Origin of the sequence: Aeromonas sp. A600620 (assembly GCF_029479985.1) — a bacterium.
GTDB classification, from domain to species: domain Bacteria; phylum Pseudomonadota; class Gammaproteobacteria; order Enterobacterales; family Aeromonadaceae; genus Aeromonas; species Aeromonas veronii_A.
Genome location: NZ_JAAKXB010000018.1, coordinates 36131 through 54338, shown reverse-complemented (window position 1 = coordinate 54338; position 18208 = coordinate 36131). Strand labels below are relative to the sequence as shown.

The 18208-nt window shown below is 62.6% G+C and carries 16 protein-coding genes; 6 read left to right on the top strand and 10 right to left on the bottom strand.

The window, feature by feature from the left end:
• Positions 1-103 precede the first annotated feature (103 nt).
• Both G5533_RS18585 and G5533_RS18580 read left to right on the top strand, forming a co-directional pair.
• Positions 104-415 carry an HlyU family transcriptional regulator gene (locus G5533_RS18585; RefSeq protein ID WP_005354958.1) on the top strand — a complete coding sequence of 104 codons (312 nt, stop codon included), beginning with the start codon at positions 104-106 and terminating at the stop codon, positions 413-415.
• Positions 412-2478: a tRNA(Met) cytidine acetyltransferase TmcA gene (locus tag G5533_RS18580; protein WP_441255212.1), complete on the top strand. Its 2067-nt coding sequence runs from the start codon at positions 412-414 to the stop codon at positions 2476-2478. Before G5533_RS18585 ends, G5533_RS18580 begins: the two co-directional genes overlap by 4 nt.
• Here the strand turns inward: G5533_RS18580 and G5533_RS18575 are convergent.
• Positions 2465-3184 (bottom strand): SDR family NAD(P)-dependent oxidoreductase, encoded by a 720-nt coding sequence (locus G5533_RS18575; RefSeq protein WP_255910860.1) that lies wholly within the window; start codon positions 3182-3184, stop codon positions 2465-2467. The genes G5533_RS18580 and G5533_RS18575 overlap by 14 nt on opposite strands.
• Before the next feature lie 181 nt (positions 3185-3365).
• Here G5533_RS18575 and G5533_RS18570 point away from each other — a divergent pair, with 181 nt between their 5' ends.
• The 3 genes from G5533_RS18570 to G5533_RS18560 all read left to right on the top strand — a co-directional run bounded on the left by G5533_RS18570 (position 3366) and on the right by G5533_RS18560 (position 5669).
• Complete coding sequence (locus G5533_RS18570) at positions 3366-4382, top strand: chemotaxis protein (RefSeq protein ID WP_005335957.1); 1017 nt, start codon at positions 3366-3368, stop codon at positions 4380-4382.
• A 175-nt stretch (positions 4383-4557) separates the two neighbouring features.
• Positions 4558-5037: a hypothetical protein gene (locus G5533_RS18565; RefSeq protein WP_421206067.1), complete on the top strand. Its 480-nt coding sequence runs from the start codon at positions 4558-4560 to the stop codon at positions 5035-5037.
• A gap of 17 nt (positions 5038-5054) precedes the next feature.
• Entirely contained in the window at positions 5055-5669 is a 615-nt protein-coding gene (locus G5533_RS18560; protein WP_421202983.1) for a superoxide dismutase, read from the top strand.
• 83 nt (positions 5670-5752) lie between these two features.
• Here the strand turns inward: G5533_RS18560 and G5533_RS18555 are convergent, their stop codons facing one another.
• The 9 genes from G5533_RS18555 to G5533_RS18515 form a co-directional block, all read right to left on the bottom strand.
• Positions 5753-6700 carry a SanA/YdcF family protein gene (locus G5533_RS18555; RefSeq protein WP_421255754.1) on the bottom strand — a complete coding sequence of 316 codons (948 nt, stop codon included), beginning with the start codon at positions 6698-6700 and terminating at the stop codon, positions 5753-5755.
• Positions 6701-6887: 187 nt separating this feature from the next.
• Positions 6888-9647: a collagenase gene (locus G5533_RS18550; protein ID WP_441255211.1), complete on the bottom strand. Its 2760-nt coding sequence runs from the start codon at positions 9645-9647 to the stop codon at positions 6888-6890.
• 228 nt (positions 9648-9875) lie between these two features.
• The gene (gene menE, locus G5533_RS18545) at positions 9876-11294 is read right to left on the bottom strand and encodes an o-succinylbenzoate--CoA ligase (protein ID WP_441255210.1); all 1419 of its coding nucleotides are present in this window, start codon (positions 11292-11294) and stop codon (positions 9876-9878) included.
• Entirely contained in the window at positions 11287-12216 is a 930-nt protein-coding gene (menC, locus tag G5533_RS18540) for an o-succinylbenzoate synthase (RefSeq protein ID WP_323886296.1), read from the bottom strand. Before menC ends, menE begins: the two co-directional genes overlap by 8 nt.
• Positions 12216-13076 carry a 1,4-dihydroxy-2-naphthoyl-CoA synthase gene (menB, locus tag G5533_RS18535; protein ID WP_042081860.1) on the bottom strand — a complete coding sequence of 287 codons (861 nt, stop codon included), beginning with the start codon at positions 13074-13076 and terminating at the stop codon, positions 12216-12218. Before menB ends, menC begins: the two co-directional genes overlap by 1 nt.
• Positions 13069-13194 carry a hypothetical protein gene (locus G5533_RS18530; protein ID WP_259265626.1) on the bottom strand — a complete coding sequence of 42 codons (126 nt, stop codon included), beginning with the start codon at positions 13192-13194 and terminating at the stop codon, positions 13069-13071. The genes menB and G5533_RS18530 overlap by 8 nt, the downstream gene beginning before the upstream one ends.
• On the bottom strand, positions 13187-13984 hold the full coding sequence (gene menH / locus G5533_RS18525) for a 2-succinyl-6-hydroxy-2,4-cyclohexadiene-1-carboxylate synthase (protein ID WP_441255209.1): 798 nt from the start codon (positions 13982-13984) through the stop codon (positions 13187-13189). The genes G5533_RS18530 and menH overlap by 8 nt, the downstream gene beginning before the upstream one ends.
• Entirely contained in the window at positions 13944-15701 is a 1758-nt protein-coding gene (gene menD, locus G5533_RS18520) for a 2-succinyl-5-enolpyruvyl-6-hydroxy-3-cyclohexene-1-carboxylic-acid synthase (protein ID WP_441255208.1), read from the bottom strand. Before menD ends, menH begins: the two co-directional genes overlap by 41 nt.
• 32 nt (positions 15702-15733) lie before the next feature.
• On the bottom strand, positions 15734-17056 hold the full coding sequence (locus G5533_RS18515) for an isochorismate synthase (RefSeq protein WP_441255207.1): 1323 nt from the start codon (positions 17054-17056) through the stop codon (positions 15734-15736).
• A gap of 208 nt (positions 17057-17264) precedes the next feature.
• On the opposite strand from G5533_RS18515, the gene G5533_RS18510 reads away from it, so the two are divergent.
• Positions 17265-18170 carry a 1,4-dihydroxy-2-naphthoate polyprenyltransferase gene (locus G5533_RS18510; RefSeq protein WP_421255752.1) on the top strand — a complete coding sequence of 302 codons (906 nt, stop codon included), beginning with the start codon at positions 17265-17267 and terminating at the stop codon, positions 18168-18170.
• Positions 18171-18208 lie beyond the last annotated feature (38 nt).

Here is an 18208-nt window from a genome sequence, read left to right as displayed (position 1 = left end):
AAATGAGAATGGTTCGTAGTGCAAATAACCATTGGTAATAAGATCCCCTGCTTGCCACTGTGCAACCCCTTGGGGACAATGCTGGCAACCAGAGGAGATCACCATGCTCAAGAAACTGTTCAGTGCCCTGTTCGGGGGCGAGCCGACCAAGGCGCCGGAAGTCACTCCCACCGAATATGCCGGCTATCTCATCTATCCGGAGCCCATGGCGGAAGGGGGTCAGTACCGATTGGCAGGGCGTATCACCAAGGAGCTGGACGGCGTGCTGCAAACCCACCGTTTCATCCGCTCCGATCTGTTTGCCAATCCGGCCGATGCCGAGCGTTTCATGGTGCAGAAGGCCCACACCTTTATCGATCAGATGGGAGATCGCATGTTCGAGCCCCGCAAACCGGCTGACAGCCAAGCTTCATGACATTGCAAGAGGTCACCCTGCTGCGCGAGGCGCTGGCCCGCGCCGGTGAGCGGCGCCTGATCTGGCTGGAGGGGGAGGATGCTGAGTGCATTGCCCGCGCCCAATCCCTGCTCGGCGAGACCGTCTTCTGGCTGGGTGCCGGGCCCGAGCATTATGCTCCGCAACCAGCAGCCAAGGCGCTGCAGCGGCTCGGTCAGGAGTGCGACACGCTGGTGTTCAACGCCTTCAGCGGCTTTCATCCCGACGCCTTCGGGGCGCTGGCGGGCACTCTATGCGCCGGTGGCTTGCTGTTGCTGCTGACGCCGCCCAGAGTAGAGTGGCCTTCATGGCCGGATCCCGACCGGATCCGGCTGGTGGCCCAGCCGGAGGAGGCGGGCCGGGCCGGCCACGCCTTTATCGCCCGGCTGGTGCGGTTGCTGGCGGGGGATCCTGCCCTCTCTCTGGAGCCGCCGGTTTGCTCGCAGCCGTGGCAACCGATTGGGCCGGAGCGCAGGCTGAGCTGCGATCAGACACGGGCGCTGCCCGCCATCCACAAGGTGTTGCACGGTCATCGCCGTCGGCCGCTGGTGCTGAGCGCTGACCGCGGTCGTGGCAAGAGTGCGCTGCTGGGGCTTGCTGCCGCCGAGCTACTGCGTCAGCAGCCCGCGCTGAACATAGTGGTGACGGCCCCCTCGCAGGCAACGGTGGCGACCCTGTTTGCCCACGCCGCTCGCGTGCTAGATACTACACCGGAGCAGCTGGCCGGGCTGAGCTACTGCTCGCCGGATCGGCTGGTGCACGAGGCGATTAATCCCGATCTGCTGCTGGTGGATGAAGCGGCCGCCATTCCGACCCCGCTGCTCGAGACCATGCTGGCCCGCCACAGTCGCATCGTGTTTGCCACCACCGAGCACGGTTACGAGGGGACGGGGCGCGGTTTTCACCTGCGCTTCAAACGGGTGCTCGATAGCCAGACCCCGGAGTGGCAGGAGATCCACCTCTCTGAGCCCATCCGCTGGAGTGAGCGCGATCCGCTGGAGCCGCTGATTTTCCGCCTGCTCGGCCTCAATGCCGAAGTGGCAACTCCCTTGCCGCCGACCAGCCCGAGCTGGCGTCTTATCTGTCAGGAGGCGCTGGCGAGCGACGAGGCGTTGCTCAACCAGCTGTTCGGCTTGCTGGTGCTGGCTCACTACCAGACTACGCCGAGCGATCTCAGATCGCTGCTGGAGAGTCCAGATCTCGACATCCATCTGCTGGAGCAGGATGCGAGCCTGCTGGGAGTGGCGCTGGTGGCGCGGGAAGGGGAGATAGAGCACGAGCTGGCCGAGGCGATTTGGGCCGGGCGTCGCCGTCCGCGCGGCCATCTGCTGCCCCAGTCGCTGCTGGCCCACGCCGGTTTTAAAACGGCGGGGGCGCGCAGCTACGCTCGGGTGATGCGTATCGCCATCCATCCCGAGCTGCATCGCCACGGGTTGGGGTCGCTGCTGCTTGGCAAGCTTGAGGAGCACTATCGCCAGATTGGCACCGACTACCTCGGCTCGGCCTTTTCGGCCAGCGCCGACCTGCTCCCCTTCTGGCGCAAGGCCGGACTGACGGTGCTGCGCATCGGTCTGCAACGGGATGCCGCCAGCGGCTGCCACGCAGCCCTGCTGCTCAAAGTGCTGAAACCCGAGCATGAGCCCGAGCTGGATCAGTGGCAGCAGCGTTTTGTTTGCCAGTTGCCGACCCTGCTGGCGGGTGAGTTGAGCGCGTTGGATCCCGAGTTGGTATGGCAATGTCTGCAAGGCAGCACCGTCACCGCGCCGGAGCTTGGCGAGTTCGAGCGTGACGAGATTGAATGCTTTGCCCTGCATCACAAGCCGTTCGAACTGAGCCAATCCAGCCTGCAGTTGTGGTTGGCGCGCAATCTGGATGTGCTGGCTTCGCTGACTCCTGACGAGCGTTATCTGCTGATCGCCACCATCTGGCAATATGCCGACTGGGGAAGACTGGCTGCGAGGTTGCAACTGGCGGGCAAGCCCGCCGTGATCAAGAGGTTGCGGGCGCTGCTGGCGCGTCTTCTGATCTCCCCTACCACTCGATAGGTTTGCCCTGCCAGTCGAGAAAGCTCAGCTCGCCATCCGGTTGCAGCCGGTTCATCAGCTTAATCAGATGGTCGGCTACCAGCTCGGGACTCTGCACATTTCCCGCCGGTACATTGGCGTGAAATGGGCGAGAGAGTTGGGTATCCACTGTGCCGGGATGGAAAGCCAGCAATTTGATGCCGGGGGCCCGCCGGGCCAGCTCGATGGCGGCACACTTGAGCAGCATGTTGAGGGCGGCCTTGGATGCGCGATAGCCATACCAGCCGCCCGCTCGGTTGTCGCCAATGCTGCCGACCCGAGCGCTGAGAACGGCCAGAGTGCAAGGCTCGCGGCCAAACAGCGGTAACAGCTGGCTGATCCAGCGCAGCGGCAGCAGGGCGTTGGTCTGGTAGAGACGGGTCATGGCATCGAGATTGATTGCTTCGAGCCGCTTCTCTGGCTGGATCTCCCCCTTATGCAGGATGCCGTTGCAGATCACTACCCTGTGCGGTTTCGGCGCCAACTCCGCGATGCGGGCCACCACTTTTGCCATCTGCTCATCGCTGTAGTCACAACATAGCCAGTGCAGGGCTGGCGAAGAGGCTCCTGCTGGTGCGGGCTGACGACTGATGGCAATCACTGGCCCGACACCAGCCGCCAACCAGTGTGCGACCAGCGCCGCCCCGATACCGCCAGAAGCGCCAATCACGACGATACCTTCACTCATCTCAGGCTCCTTATCAGCGCATGGATTTGTCCTGATTGGCAGATACGATCGTGCCAGCCTGCGGGATCAAGCGGTTAACGCTGCAATCTTGCCGAGATCCGAGCCGCTGGGTGAATTCCATTCCTATACTGAGGGAAAACCGCAGCGGTCTGCTGCCCGCGCAACCAGAATGAGAGTCACCATGATGTCCAAAGATGGGGAAGAGCGTAAATCTATCCTGACCGAAAGTGGCACCAACGAGCTTGAGATCATCGAGTTTCACCTCAAGAAGCAGCTACCGGACGGCCGTGAAAAAACCGCTTATTACGGGATAAACGTCGCCAAGGTGCGCGAGGTGATCCGGGTGCCGGAGACCACAGATTACCCCAACGCCCAGCGTCATATGGTAGGGGTCTTCTCCCTGCGGGATCGGTTGATCCCGCTGGTGGATCTGGCGGGCTGGCTTGGCATCAAGACCAACCCTGACCCCAGCCACAAGGTGGTGATCGTCACCGACTTCAACAAGATGGCCAACGGTTTTCTGATCGATAGCGTCAGCAGGATCCATCGGGTCTCCTGGGAGGATGTGGAGTCTCCCAGCCAGTTTCTGGAGGCGGGGGAGAACGACTGCGTGGTGGCCGTGGTCAGGCGTGATGGCAACCTCATCATGATCCTCGACTTCGAGAAGATCATCGCCGATATCAACCCCGAGCTCAGCATGGAGAAGTACGACGTCACCCAGGATCGCAAGGTGCTCATCGACGATCGCATGATGGCACTACGTCAGGGCAAGACCATTCTGGTGGTGGACGACTCGGCCTTTATCCGCAAGATGATCGAGACCACCCTGCGCACCGCTGGCTACAACGTGATCACGGCCAAGGATGGGGGAGAGGGGCTGGAGATGATGACGGATTTCGATCGCCTAGCCCAGGAGGAGAGAATGCCGGTGACCGGCTTCGTCAATGCGGTGATCACCGATGTGGAGATGCCGCGCATGGATGGCATGCACCTGCTCAAGCGGCTGCGGGACACCCCCTCCTACAAGGAGATGCCCATCGTGATGTTCTCCTCCCTGATGAGCGATGACAACCGTCAGAAAGCGCTGCAATTGGGGGCCAACGATACCATCACCAAGCCCGAGATAGGGCGCATGGTGGGGATGATGGATCACATGCTGCTGGGGATTGCCCCGCCCTCGCCCGCCAACAACATCTGACCTGCCGTTAACTTCCAATTGGCCGGTCGAATCCACTGACCGGTGCCTCAAGCGGCCACTCCTTGCCAAGGGGTGGCTGCGTTGTTTTGGCTGTTTACTGCGATTCCCGACGCCCCTTGTCTCCCGGATATAATTCATGTAATGATAATTATTATCATTTGTTGGTGTGAAGCATATGACAGCAACCTGGGTGAAGGGGTGGGTCGAGTCGACCGAAGGTGGCAGCAGCATGAGTCACTGGAAAAAGCAGACCCGAGAGGGCAACCGGCTGTTTGATTGCGGCGAGTATCATCATGCGCTGGCTCATTATCAGCAGGCGCTCTGGCTGGCTCGTCAGCAATTGGTGCAGTGGCACGATGCCGATGAGGCGGTGGCGGCGCTGGTTGTGGCTCACCACAATCTGGCGGATCTGCTGGTGGCCATGACTCTGCCCGATCGCGCCGCCGACCTGCTCTGCTATGTGCACGACTGCCTGCTGGCGACCTGTCACTCCCCCGCTTGCTCCTCTCGCCTGCGTGAAGCCGCGTTGCGCCATACCAGCACAACCCGTGCCGAGTTGCTGACGTTCGTACAGCGCCACGGCAGCCACGCCGGGATCATGCGTTCGCTCGGGCACTGCCTGTGTCAGAGCGAGCCCTCATCCCGGCTCCATTAATCCGAACAGAGGTCATCATGATCCATACCCTACCAGCTCTGAACTATGCCTACGACGCACTGGAACCCCATATCGATGCCCTGACCATGGAGATCCACCACAGCCGTCATCACCAGACCTATATCAACAACCTCAACGCCGCGCTGGAAGAGGCGCCAGAGCTGGCCGCACTGCCGGTAGAGGAGCTGCTGCGCCGCTTCGATACTCTGCCTGCCACCTTGCAGGGGGCGGTCCGCAACCATGGTGGCGGCCATGCCAATCACTCTCTGTTCTGGCTGGTGATGAGCCCGCAGGGGGGCGGTGAGCCGGGTGGTGAGCTGGCTCTGGCCATCGAGCGGGAATTGGGGGGATTCGATGCCTTCAAGCAGGCCTTCACTCAGGCGGCTCTGAGCCGCTTTGGCAGTGGCTGGGCCTGGCTGGTGGTGGACAAGGCGGGCAGATTGCAGGTGGAGAGCAGTGCCAATCAGGATAGCCCCCTGATGCATGGCCATACCCCGATCCTGGGGCTGGATGTGTGGGAGCACGCCTACTATCTCAAGTACCAGAACAAGCGTCCTGACTATATCGCTGCCTTCTATCAGGTGGTGGATTGGGCCGAAGTGGCCCGCCGCTATCAGGCGGCGCGAGGCTGACTTGGCCGCTGGGAATGGGTGTACAGGTCACCGCCACAACCTGCGCTGTAATAACAAGACCCGCCAGTTGGCGGGTCATCTGTTTATGGTGTGGCTGTGCTGGCGCTGGCGGCTGAAGGGGCCACCGGCAATGTGGGCAAGGCCGCGCTGGGCGTCTTGGCGGTGGTTTCTACCGCGGGTTTAGCGGGAGTGACCGGCTCAGTCGTTGCCGCAGCGGATAAAGCTAGCGTGACTTGTTCAGTCACAGCCGAGGCAGATGGGGTAGCCGACTCGGTGGCAACAGCGGCAGAGACTGCCGCTGGCTTTGCCTCATCCACCGCCGGTTTGGGTTGTTTTAGGCAGGGTTGCAGGCTGCCGATGGTGCTCAGTGACTGGCAAGGCACAGGCAGACCGATGGGGACCGGAGCCCCGAGGAACTTGGGCCCCTTGTCCAGTACATAGAGGTCGAGCAGCCCCATCAGGCGGGCAAAGACTTCCCGCACCCGGGTGCGGATCCCCTGATAGGCGCTGGGATCCTCGGCATTGAAGCCGACCGCATCGATACCGAAATGGCGAGCGATGAAAATGGCCCGCTCGTTATGAAAGCCCTGGGATACCACGGTAAAGCGCTCCTGGCCGAACACCTCCTTGGCGCGAACCACTGAGTCGAGGGTGCGAAATCCGGCGAAATCCATATAGATGGCGGAGGCGGGGATGCCCGCCTTGATCAGGGCGCGGCGCATCTGGCGTGGCTCGTTGTACTGCACGGTGGCGTTGTCACCGGAGACGATGATGAAGTCCACCTTGGCATTGTTGTAGAGCTCGGCCGCCGCCTTGATGCGGTATTTGAAGTAGTGGTTGGGGCCGCCACCAGAGAGATATTTGGAGGTACCCAGCACCACCGCAACCCGGTTGTAGGGCACCTTGTCCACCTGATCGTAGGTGTAGTGACGGGCATCCGAGACGATCCACTCGCTGTAGCCCAGCAGCATGGCAATCAGGGCCAGCAGCAAAACGAGGCAGGCGAGGAGGATCTTGGCAAACTTCTTCATGCGCGGTGCGGTCAGGGTCTGAAGTTGGGAGTGGCTATCGGCATTCTATTACAACTCGGCCGCTGGCGTCAGGCTTGATAACGGGCGGGCACCTCATTCGGGCAGAGGCTGTCGCAGCAGAGGCCGGGGGTGCGGGAGGATAAAGCGAGGGGCTGCAATGGCAGCCCCTCTGGTCGGCGAAGGTTTATCAGTGGGCGGAGTCGTTACCCTTGCAGGCGTCTGACTCCTTGTTTGCTTGCCACCAGGGCAGCAGATCCCGGGCGAGCCATGCCTGATAGGCGTTGCTGTCGTTGGCGATCAGCCGGTCCAGCTCCCCTTCGAAGTCGCTCATCGCCTGCTGCCGATCCGGATTGCGCAGCGCCTGTGCCAGCGCCAACCAGCTGGCGCCGCGACCGGTATCGTTGAGGAAGCGGTGCACGGTATAGGACCAGGAGTAGACCATCTCGCCACCCTGGTCGTAGTCAAGGTGGAGGATCGCCGCCAGTGTCGGACGCTGGTTGGCGGGGCGGTTTGCCACGTTATCCAGACCACGGGCAAAGCACTGGCCGTGGGCGATGTACTCTGCAATCCCCTCTGCCCACCAGGTGGTGCGGTTGAGCGGATAGTGGCCGAAGCTGCCGTACTGGTTGAAGCGACCATCCAGATAGTGAACGTACTCGTGGCGCAGGTTCCACACCTGGAAGGCGGGGCGTTTCCACTCCGCCTCATAGGCGAAGAAGCGGGCCTGATTGCCGGGCCGAGCCGGATCCCCCTCGATATAGATGCCGCCATTGTCGGTGGAGACACCAAACAGCGCGCTGCCGTAGCGGCCCCAGTCGGCGGAGGAGTTGAAGATCACCAGCTCCAGCGCTTCGTTGTGATCATCGGCCACCGGTTGCCAGCCTGTCTCCATCTGCTGGTGGAAGCGCTGCTCTTCATCACCCAGCTCGCGGCAGATCCCTTCGGCTTGAGCCAAGGTCAGATCCTGGGCGCGCAGACGCAGGGTGGGCGAGCAGGTGTGCTCGAACGGCAGAATATCTTCCATGCGGATCGGGGTACAAAGCCCGGCGAACTCGCCGCTGATACAGGCTTCGCTGGTGCGATCCGTGTAGGTGAGGTAGTAGCTGGAGAGGGTCAGGGAGACCTCTTCCAGCATGGCGGCAGGATGTTGGCCACCCGGGATCAGCCCCTGCTGGCGCATGATGGCGATGACATCGCGATCCAGCTGTTGGCGATAGGCGATCGCCTTATCCGGGCTGGTGTGATGGAGGTAGCGCATCATCTGGTAGAGACGGCTGTGGGCATCGAGGATGTTGTTGAAGATAAACAGATCCCGTGAGCCATCGCGCTGTTTCCAGAGGGCCAGCTCGCTCAGGCCCAGTTGCAGCAGGCTCTGGCGCAATGCCGCCTCCTGTTGCAGCACAGCTGCGCTGAAGTCAGCCTGCTGACCGTAAGAGGCGCTCTGATCGACCAGATTGAGCAGCTCGAACAGGCCATCGGCCCAGGGTTTGTGGCCATTGAGCTGCGCCGCATGTTGCACCGCATAGCCGAGCGCCTGGTTGAGCTGGGCCAGCATGGGGGCGGCACTCTGGCGGAAGGCGGCTTGCCCAAGCTGTCCCTGCGCCGCCACGCTCCAGGCTTCCAGCACTGTGCCTGCCTGATCCTGCGGTTCGGCGCCCAGCAGCAAGGGGTGGTTGAGCAGATCAATCATCACCCCGGCCAGTGCCCGGGCGGCCTGATCACTCTCCTTGCCAACGCCGCCGTGGTAGTTGTGGGCGCGCACATAGTAGAGCAGCTTGTCCATCGCCGGATGGGTCGGCTGGTTGGCCGCCAGCAGAGCACGCATGCCGCGCACTACCGCCATCAGCTTGGCGTCATCGTGGCCGTAATCCGCCTGCCAGGCAGGACTGTTCTGGCCGCTCACGTCGGCCACCAGTTTGGCGGCATCGCTGTCGAGCAGATCCACATCGGGCTGCTCTGGCTCGGAGCAGAGACGACCGTTGGCGCGGCGGCACTCCAGCTGTTCCTCCTTGCTGGCCAGCACGATGGGGCGATTGAGCACCCGACTCTCCTGCCACTCTTTGCTCTCTGGCAGGGGTTGCCACTCGCCGCCGGCGACCGGGTATTGGTAGCCGCTATCTTGCAACGTTACCTGAACCTCGCTGCCAGCGGGGATCACCTGACGGCAGATGCGATAGCGGATGGTGTTGCTCCCCTCCTTGCGCTCCTGCGGCTCATCACACTCCTGTTGAGGCGTGAGTTGATCCAGCTGCCACTGATAGCGGCGCCAGACATGGATCTCGCTGACCTGAGCGGCAGCCTGACTGCCTGCCACCGGTTGCAGACGGAAGAAGATCTGTTCCAACCGGCCATCCCGCTCACTCGGGGTCTCTTCAAGTACCTGCAACTGCTGCCAATCCTGCGGCTGATAGTGCCACTCCGACTCGGCGCAGCGGCCCTGCGCGTTGAGTTCGCAGCGATCCAGCTCCCTTTCGCTCTGACCCAGGATGATGGCTTGTGGCAGTGGCAGGCGATCCTGCCGTTGGGCGGTCGGCGTGCCCGCCAGTTGCTCCCAGCGACCCTGCTTGAGGCCATAACCGAAGTCATAACTGCTGGCCGGGATCAGCTTGCCCGCCGGAATCCGATCTTCACAGCGCACGAAGCGGATCTGCCAGCCCGCATCTACCTTGAGCTGCTGCTCGCCACACTGCTGCTCGGCCAGTGCGGCGAGATCGCTGCTCTGCCAGTCGAAGCGACGGTAGACCCTGAGCTGCTGATAGGGGGCGTTGCTGCTGCGCGCCTTGAGTTCGTAGGTGATCTCGGTGATGCGAGCGGCCAGTTGCCGGCTCGATTCGCCAGTCAGCTGATACTGTCGCCAGTCATTGGGGGAGTAGTTGGCTTGCGCCGAGGATGTCGCCAAAAGCAGGGGGCCTGCCAGCAGCAGCCACCCGGTACCTGAACGGTTCATTTTTATCCCTTTGTTCTTGTTTGTGTATTGTCTTGCGAGTAATCGCAAGGCAATTTAAACAGATCCAAAGGGATATCAATTGCCAATTAAAAATCAGATAAATCAATAAGATGATGGCTTTTTGAGTCTGATCGGATTCTCGTGGGCTGGCGCCGCAGTGAGGACTCACATGTTTCTTTTTCTGTTTTCAGAGCAGATCGGGAAATTGTGAGTCCGATCTCATTCAGCTTATTGTGACAAGGTGGTCAGCTGTCGGGCAATCTTGCCCAGCAGTTGGCGGGAGGGTTTGAGATTACCGCCAAGATCGGGCCAGGGGAGCCAGTGGTCGGGCACCATAAAGCCGGGCAAGGCGCTGCGGATCCAGGTGGCCAGTTCGGAGTCGGGAACCGGCTCGCCGTGCCAGTCGATAAAGGCGGCGGGGCGTTGCCCCCACTCGTCGCTCGGCACCGGCACCACCAGCGCCTGGGCGACGGCGGGATGATCCACCAGTCGCTGCTCTATGGTTTCGGGCTGGATGTTTTCGCCACCCGAGATAAAGAGGTTGTCGAGCCGCCCCTCTACCAGCAGTTCCCCTACCGCAGTGAACCTCCCCTTGTCGCGGGTATGAAACCAGCCTTCGTCATCGAGAGGCAGTTCCAGCTCGCCATCTTGGTAGTAACCGGCAAACAGGGTGGCGCCGCGCACGCAGATCTCCTGCTCCCTGATACACACTTCCCGTCCCGGTAGCGGTTTGCCAACTACGCCTGCATCGCCGGGGATAGCGGTGCAGACCTGACTGCCCATCTCGGAGAGACCATAACTCACCTTGGGTTCGAGCCCCATAGCGCAGAGGCGGCTCACCAGCGGCTGCGGGATGGCGGCACCGCCGAGCAGCAACTCGCGCAGGCGGGTACGGGCGGGATCAAAACCCTCTGCCAGCAGGCGCCAGAGCTGGGTCGGCACCAACGAGAGGTGAGTAATGGGCTGGCACTCCAGCCGCTCCTTGAGGGAGCGTTCACGTTGATCTAGTACCAGCGTGGCGCCCGCCAGAAAGACCCGAAACAGGATGGCGTAGCCGCCCACATGGAACAGCGGCAGGGAGAGTAGCCAGCCGCAGGCCTCATCGAGGGGAATGAGGGTGGCAGAGCCGCGTGCTGAGGCAAGGTGGTTGCAGAGCCGGTGCACCACAGCTTTCGGCGTGCCGCTGGAGCCGGAGGTGAGGATCATGTTGTTGAGTTGGGTCGATTCCAGCGGCCACGCTTCCTCGCTTGCCGGCAGTTCGCGCGTGAAGTCGAGCGGCAAGGGCTGCCAGTTGCCTGCCGGGATCTCCCCTGCCGACCAGAAGGCATCGGCATCGAGTTGCAGCGCCAGCTCGCTCTGCTTTTCGAGAGGAAAGGCGGGGTTGAGCGGGCAGAACACCACGCCGCTGCGTACGCAGGCCCACGCCAGCAGCACATCTTCCAGCGCACCGCGCACCACCGCAGCCAGATGTTCGCCACGGCGCACTCCGGCTTGTTTCAGCTGTTGGCACAGGCTGTTGAGGCGAGCATCGAGCTGGCGGTAACTGAGGGGCGAGGCGGCGTGGATGGCAATGCGGTTCGGGGCTGTGATTGCCCGGTGGCGTACCGGGCAAGGTGTCTGTTCGGGTGAACGTGTGGGTTCAATCACGGTAATACAGTTGCTCCAGTCGGCTCAGGTCCGGTTTGCCATCTTCCCCCAGCAGGTTGCCCGCCATCCAGCGGCGGGTATCCAGACCCGGCGCCTGTTCGGGAGCCCATTCGCTCGCCAGATGAAAGAGCTGGTTCAGGCCCAGATCCGATTCGAAGCAGGAGGAGATGATCACCTTGAGCCGCAGTTCGCGGGCGCGGGCGATCAGGGCTTCGCAGTTGGCGAGTGAACCGAGCAGGGTAGGCTTGAGCACCAGCGCGCGCAGTTGCGGGATCGGCTCCCACGGCTTGCCTTGTGCCAGCAGTTCGTCCAGCGCCACCGGCATGCCGGTGCGGTTGGCGACAAAGGCGATGTCGGCAAAGTCGGCACAGGGGTCTTCCAGATACTCGATGCGATTCGGGTCGAGGTGGCCGCAGAAGGTCCACGCCTCCTCGCGAGTCCAGCCCTGGTTGGCGTCCAGCACCAGCTTGAGGGAGGGGAGGCGATCGCACAGCAGGCGGATCAGTGCCAGCTCGTCACGCATCGGGTAGCGCGCCACCTTCAGCTTTGCCTTGCCGGGCGTGCGGTGCAGCCACTCTTTCCAGTTGCGCAGCAGCTCCTGGGGGGAACCTTGAATGAGGGGATAGGGCTCCGGCAGCGGGTTGCGCTGCTCGGGCCATGTCCGGCGTGCGCAGTCGAGGCCAAATTGCACCGACGGTAGCACGGGGTTTGGGGTTTCACCGGCGGCCAGGGCTGCCAGCGTGGCAAGGGCTTCTGCCTCTGCCTGTTGCAGGCTCTCTTTCGAGAAGCCGGGCAGGGGGGCAATTTCCCCCCAGCCGTCGTTGATGCGCACCAACAGCCCCTCTCGCGCCACCTCCACCTTGCCGTGAAAGGTCAGTGGCTGGGTAAAAGGCAGTTGATAGCGATACAGGGCGAGTGTCATCAGGGGTTCCGCTTGTATTTGGAGAAGTCGGGGCGACGCTTTTCGTTGAAGGCGTTGCGGCCTTCCTGACCCTCTTCGGTCATGTAGAAGAGCATGGTGGCATTGCCCGCCAGCTCCTGCAAGCCCGCCTGACCATCACAGTCAGCGTTGAGGGCGGCTTTCAGGCAGCGCAGCGCCATCGGGCTGTTTTGCAGCATTTCGCGGCACCAGCGCACGGTTTCTCGCTCCAGATCCGCCAGCGGCACGACGGTGTTGACCAGCCCCATGTCGAGGGCTTGCTGGGCATCGTACATGCGGCAGAGGAACCAGATTTCGCGGGCCTTCTTCTGGCCGACGATGCGAGCCATGTAGGAAGCACCCCAACCGCCGTCGAAGGAGCCCACTTTCGGACCGGTCTGGCCAAACTGGGCGTTGTCGGCGGCGATGGTCAGGTCACACATCATGTGCAGCACGTGGCCGCCACCGACCGCGTAACCGGCCACCATGGCAACCACAGGTTTCGGACAGGTGCGGATGTCGCGCTGGAAGTCGAGCACGTTGAGGTGGTGAGTCCCCTCGTCATCGCGGTATCCACCGTAGTCGCCACGGATCTTCTGGTCGCCGCCGGCGCAGAAGGCTTTCTCGCCAAAACCGGTCAGGATGATAGTGCCGATCTGATCGTCATAACGGGCATCGGCCAGCGCCTGCAGCATCTCTTTGACGGTGCGGGGGCGGAAGGCGTTGCGCACCTGGGGACGGTTGATGGTGATCTTGGCAATGCCATCGTTGGACTTGTGATAGAGGATGTCCTCGTAACCGGCGGAGCAATCCTGCCACTCAACCGGAGCGTACAGTTCCGCTTCCGTCATTGCTTCAATCATGTTTTTTTCCTTCTGATCTGGGAGAGTGCAGTTGAGCACCGAGTTGACCACTGAGTTGAGCAATCCCGGCATGTTGAACAGGTGCATACAGTTCAGCTTCCGTCATTGCTTCAATCATGACTCGTCTCTTCTTGTTGGTTGACCCACTCCGCGAGGAGTCGGGCAAAGTTATCAGGCTGATGGGCGTGCAGATTATGGCCGCCATCCAGCACCAAGTGGTTGATTCTGCGATTTTGGTTCGCCAGCTGGCAAGCCAGCTGATGGAATTTGTGATCCCGCTTGCCACTCACATAAGTAACCGGCAGCGGGCATGCCATGAGCCAAGGGGCGAGATCCGGCTGCTTGCCGAGCGAAGTGGCGCGTAGCATGGTGGCGATGCCCTGACCGTCGTTGCCAAGGCGGCGGGCGATCTGGCTGGCTCGGGCCGCATCGTCAAGATCGGCAAACACCCCTTGCCGGTACCAGTCAGCCAGCACGTCAGCCAGGGGCTCACGCTCGAAGCGCTGCGCCCACTGTTCATCGTGCTGGATGCGGGCGGCCCGCTCATTGTCTGGTAGCCCCGGGTGGCAGTTCTCCAGCAGCAGCCCCCGCAGCTCGGCGGGCTCGCGGCTGGCGTGATAGAGGGCCAGTCGCCCACCCAGCGAATAACCCGCCAGCAGATAGCGTTCAATGTTGCGGCTGGCCAGCTCGGTGACCAGCCACTGGTGGTTCTGCTCAAAGTCCCTGACGTTGAGATCGCTATGCTGGCCGTGACCCGGCAGATCGAGGGCGATGCAGTGGATGGCGGGCAGCCGGTCAATCACCGGTTGCCAGTCGCCGCTATCCCCCAGCAGGCCGTGCAGCAGCACCAGCGGCACATTGGCATCTTTATTCGCCACGGATGGCGGCCCCCAGCGCCTTGAGATCATCGGCCACCTGCTCGCTCGGTACCCGGATCTCGATCAAGGTAACGCCATGTTGGAGGGCGGCGCAGTAATCCTGTTCGAACTCGAGCAGGGTGGTCGGCGCCCGATAGGCGAGGCCAAACATGGCGGCGGCATGTTCAAAGCTGAGACCGTGGGGCAGCCGGTAGTAGCTCTCCAGCAGCTCCCCTTCGGTGGGCACCGGCAACATACGAAAGATGCTGCCGCCATCGTTGTTGAGCAGGATCACCACCAGCGGTCGGCTCGCCTTGCTGAGCAGGGCGAGGCTATTGAGATCGTGCAGGGCGCTGAGATCGCCAAGCAGCAGGGTGGTGGGCTCATCGCTGCCTTGCTCGACCGATTGGGCAAACCCGTAGGCGGTGGCGATGAGGCCGTCGATGCCGGAGGCACCGCGGTTGGTCATCACCCGGCTCGGCCCCTTGCCCGTTTCGCCGAGCATATCCATCAGTCGAGCAGGCATGCTGTTGCCGACAAACAGTTGGCCTTCGATCAGGCGGTTGAGGCGATAGCAGACCCCGAGCTCGGAGAAGTGCTCGCAGGCGGCGGCGATCTGCTGGCTGGCGTTGTGTTGCAGCTCGGCCAATGTGTGCCAAGGGGCCCGGGTGGTGACCGGATGGGCCGCAGCAAAGGCGCTGGCACTGCAGAGCAGCCGGTTGCGCAGCCGGTAGTCGGGATCGAGCCGCGCCGGTTGCGGATCCACCAGCCAGTAATCTTGCCATGAATGGTGTTTGATGAACTGGCCGAGCCGCTTGGAGACAAGCCGCGCGCCAAATTGCAGCAGCACCTCGGCGCGGCCCAGCTCGGCGACGAATTCAGGGTCGTTGAGCGCCATATCCATGTGGATGAGGTTGCGGCTATCGAAGCGGATCTGGCTCTGCAGATCTGCCAGCAGCGGCCAGCCGAGTTGCTCCGCCAGCGCGGCGACCGTCTGTGCCTGCTTAGGCTCGGTGATCCGTCCGGCCACAATCACCCCGCGCTTGTGCTGCCACTCGCGCCACTCGGGTTGCGGCTGGCAGGTCGCCTCGCTCTGTTGCCACGGGCTCCATGGCCTCTGCGAGCCGAGCCAGTCACCGAGGGGGGCCAGATAGTCGCCAAAATCCTGATAGTGCTCGCCCGGGTAGAGGGGCTCGGGGTACATGCAGTTGAAGTGCACCACCCCGGGAGTGAGCGCCTGTTTGGCCAGCGCCTGATCCACCGAGCTCAGCACAAACGCCGCCGGAATGGTCGGGGTGGGGCTTGGCAGGTTCTGCTGATAGACGGGGTAGTGGCCGAAGATCCCCTGCTGGTCGATCGCCTGATTGGCGCCGTTGTCGATAAGCTCGTGGGGGCGATCGGCGGATAGAATAATCAGCGGCACGCCGGTGAGCTGGGCCTCTGCCACTGCGGGCCAGAGGTTGGCTACCGCGGTGCCCGAGGTCATGATCACCGCCACCGGCCGGTTGCTCCCCTTGGCCAGCCCCAGCGCCATAAAGCCGAGGCCGCGCTCGTCAAAGTGCAGGTGACGACGAAAGCCCTGATGGGCCGCGGCGGCCATGGTCAGCGGCGCAGAGCGGGAGCCGGGGGCCAGCGCGATGTCGCGCACCCCGAGGCGAAAGAGCTCCTCCAGCAAGAGGGAGGACCAGACGTGGTTGAAGGTGGCGTGCTGGCTCGAAAACGGGGTGCAGGCAAACTCTTCGCTGGCAGGCTCTTTACGGGTGGGCATAGGGGCTCTCGTAGCGTGAAAAGGGTGAATGACTATCCCAGCAGGGAGAGCACATTGGCGATCTTGTTGTCGAGTTCGGCCCACTCGGCGACAGGCTCGGAACCGGCGACAATGCCGGCACCGGCAAACAGGGTGACGCTGCCCGGCTGAATGCGGGCGCTGCGAATGGCGACCGAGAACTCGGAGGTCTCCCGGCTCAGCATGCCGCAGGCACCGGCGTACCAGCCCCGATCATAGGGCTCGAACTCGCGGATAAAGGCGAGCGCTGCCTCGCGCGGGGCACCACCCACCGCCGGCGTCGGGTGGAGGGCGTCGAGCAGCTGCCAGTCGCAGACCCCGGGCTTGAGCTCGGCTTCGATATCGCACTTGAGGTGTTGCAGCAGCCGCAGTTTGAAAATGCGCGGCTCGGTCAGGGTGGCATCGTGGGTCAGTGGCGCCAGACGGCTGAGGATGTCGGCGTGAACCAGACGGTTCTCCAGCCGGTTCTTGCTGTCGGCCAGCAGCTCGGCGGCCAGTTGGGCATCCACCTCTTCATCGCCGGAGCGGCGGATGGTGCCCGCCAGTGCCTCGGTAAAGAGGTGGCGATCTTCCCGGCGGTAGAGCCGCTCGGGGGAGCAGGCGATAAAGGCCTGCTCGGGGGAGAATTGAAAACCGAAGTGGAAGCAGTCCTGGGCGTGGCGGGCCCACTGGTCGAGCATGGCCCAGGGATTGATATCCGCATCATGGTTCGGACTGGTCAGCACGCTCTCCCGCGACAGCACCACCTTGGGGGTGTGCGCCTGAAAATCGGGGGCGGTGACGCGCTCTACCAAGGTCTGCCACTGGGCGGGGCCAGGGCAATCCTGTCGCTGCCAGGGCTGCTTTTGCAGGGCGGGTAGCGGGGCTTCCGGGCGCAGGGCATCGAGGGCGGCTTCTGCCGCCTGCAGTTCGGCCTCGAGATTGTCGTCATCCAGCCAGAGGTTGAGGCAGAGGCTGACGCACTCGCCACGGCGCACCAGCTCGATGCGGGGCAGCACGAAACGGCAGGGGCCAAACCCTTGCCAGCCGGATTGGGCCGGATCGAACGCCAGTCCGCCATAGTAGCGGGGGCTGTCGTCATGATGCTGGTTGGCTGTGTTAGTGCACACCTGCTTGATGGCGTGCGGCTCGGTCAGTTCATGGATGGCGCCCAGCGCGACATACTCGGGACGAGCCTCTCCACGGGCCTGCCAGTAGATGCGGGGATAGAGGGTTTGCGCCGCGAGCCAGCCCAGAAAGGAGCGGATTTCGATCGCCACTCTCAACCGTACGAAGCCGCTGACGTTGCTGTGACGCAGGGCGTCCAGTTGTTGCTTGATATGGGTCTGAGCCAACATGGATTCTTGTCTGAGCCGGGTAGTAACGAGCGATCCGGTAGCTGGATGCCGTAGGTTTATGCCAAAGGGCGATGATTTCCTATATATTATCTGCCCATTCGTCCATGTAAATCGCCCGCGGGAGCTTCACTCTCCGGGGCCAAGTATACCCAAATCCGGTTCGATAACCCTTAACACGATCAATATCCGATTGTTTGGCCATCACAAAATGACAAATACCTTCTCTGTTTGGTTGCTGGCGGCGCGTTTGCGAACATTGCCGCTCGCCTGCTCTTCCATCCTGCTGGGCTCGGGGCTGGCTGCCAGTCGTGGTGCCTTCGATGGCACCATCATGGCGCTCTCTCTGCTGACCGCCATCCTGCTGCAGATCCTCTCCAATCTGGCCAACGATTACGGCGATGCGGTCTCCGGCGCCGACAACGGCGAGCGGATCGGCCCGCAGCGGGCGGTGGTCTCCGGCCTTATCACCAAAAAGCAGATGTGCGTGGCGATGGGGATGACCGCGCTGGCGGCGGTGGCCAGTGGCCTGCTGCTGCTCGGCTGCGCCTTCGGCGGCCAGTGGCTGCAGATTTTGGCATTTGTAGTGCTGGGTGGTGCGGCCATTGTTGCGGCGGTGACCTACACGGTCGGCAAGACTCCCTACGGCTATCGCGGGTTTGGCGATATCTCGGTGTTCTTATTCTTCGGCCTGCTCGGGGTGCTCGGCTCCTACTACCTCTTCACCAAGACGCTGGAGTGGGATCTGCTGCTGCCCGCCACCGCTTGTGGCCTGCTGGCCACCGCCGTGCTCAATATCAACAATGTGCGCGACATCGAGACCGACGCCGCCAGCGGCAAGATCACCCTGGCGGTGCGCCTTGGCCGCAACCGCGCCATCGCCTATCACTGGGTGTTGCTGGGGGCGGCGCTGCTGGCCACCATCGCCTTTATCCTGATCCAGCCCGCCAGTTTCTGGCCGTGGATCTTCCTGCCCGCCATGAAGCCTCTCAGCGATGCGGCCAAGACTCTTCGCGAAAGCTACGATGGCGAGGTGCTGACCGGTTCCCTCAAGAAGACCGCCATCAGCGCCTTTCTGTTCAGCCTGCTGCTCTCCATCGGGTTGGCGCTATCCTGACGGGGGGCGCAAACGCCAAGGCGAACAATGAAAAGGGC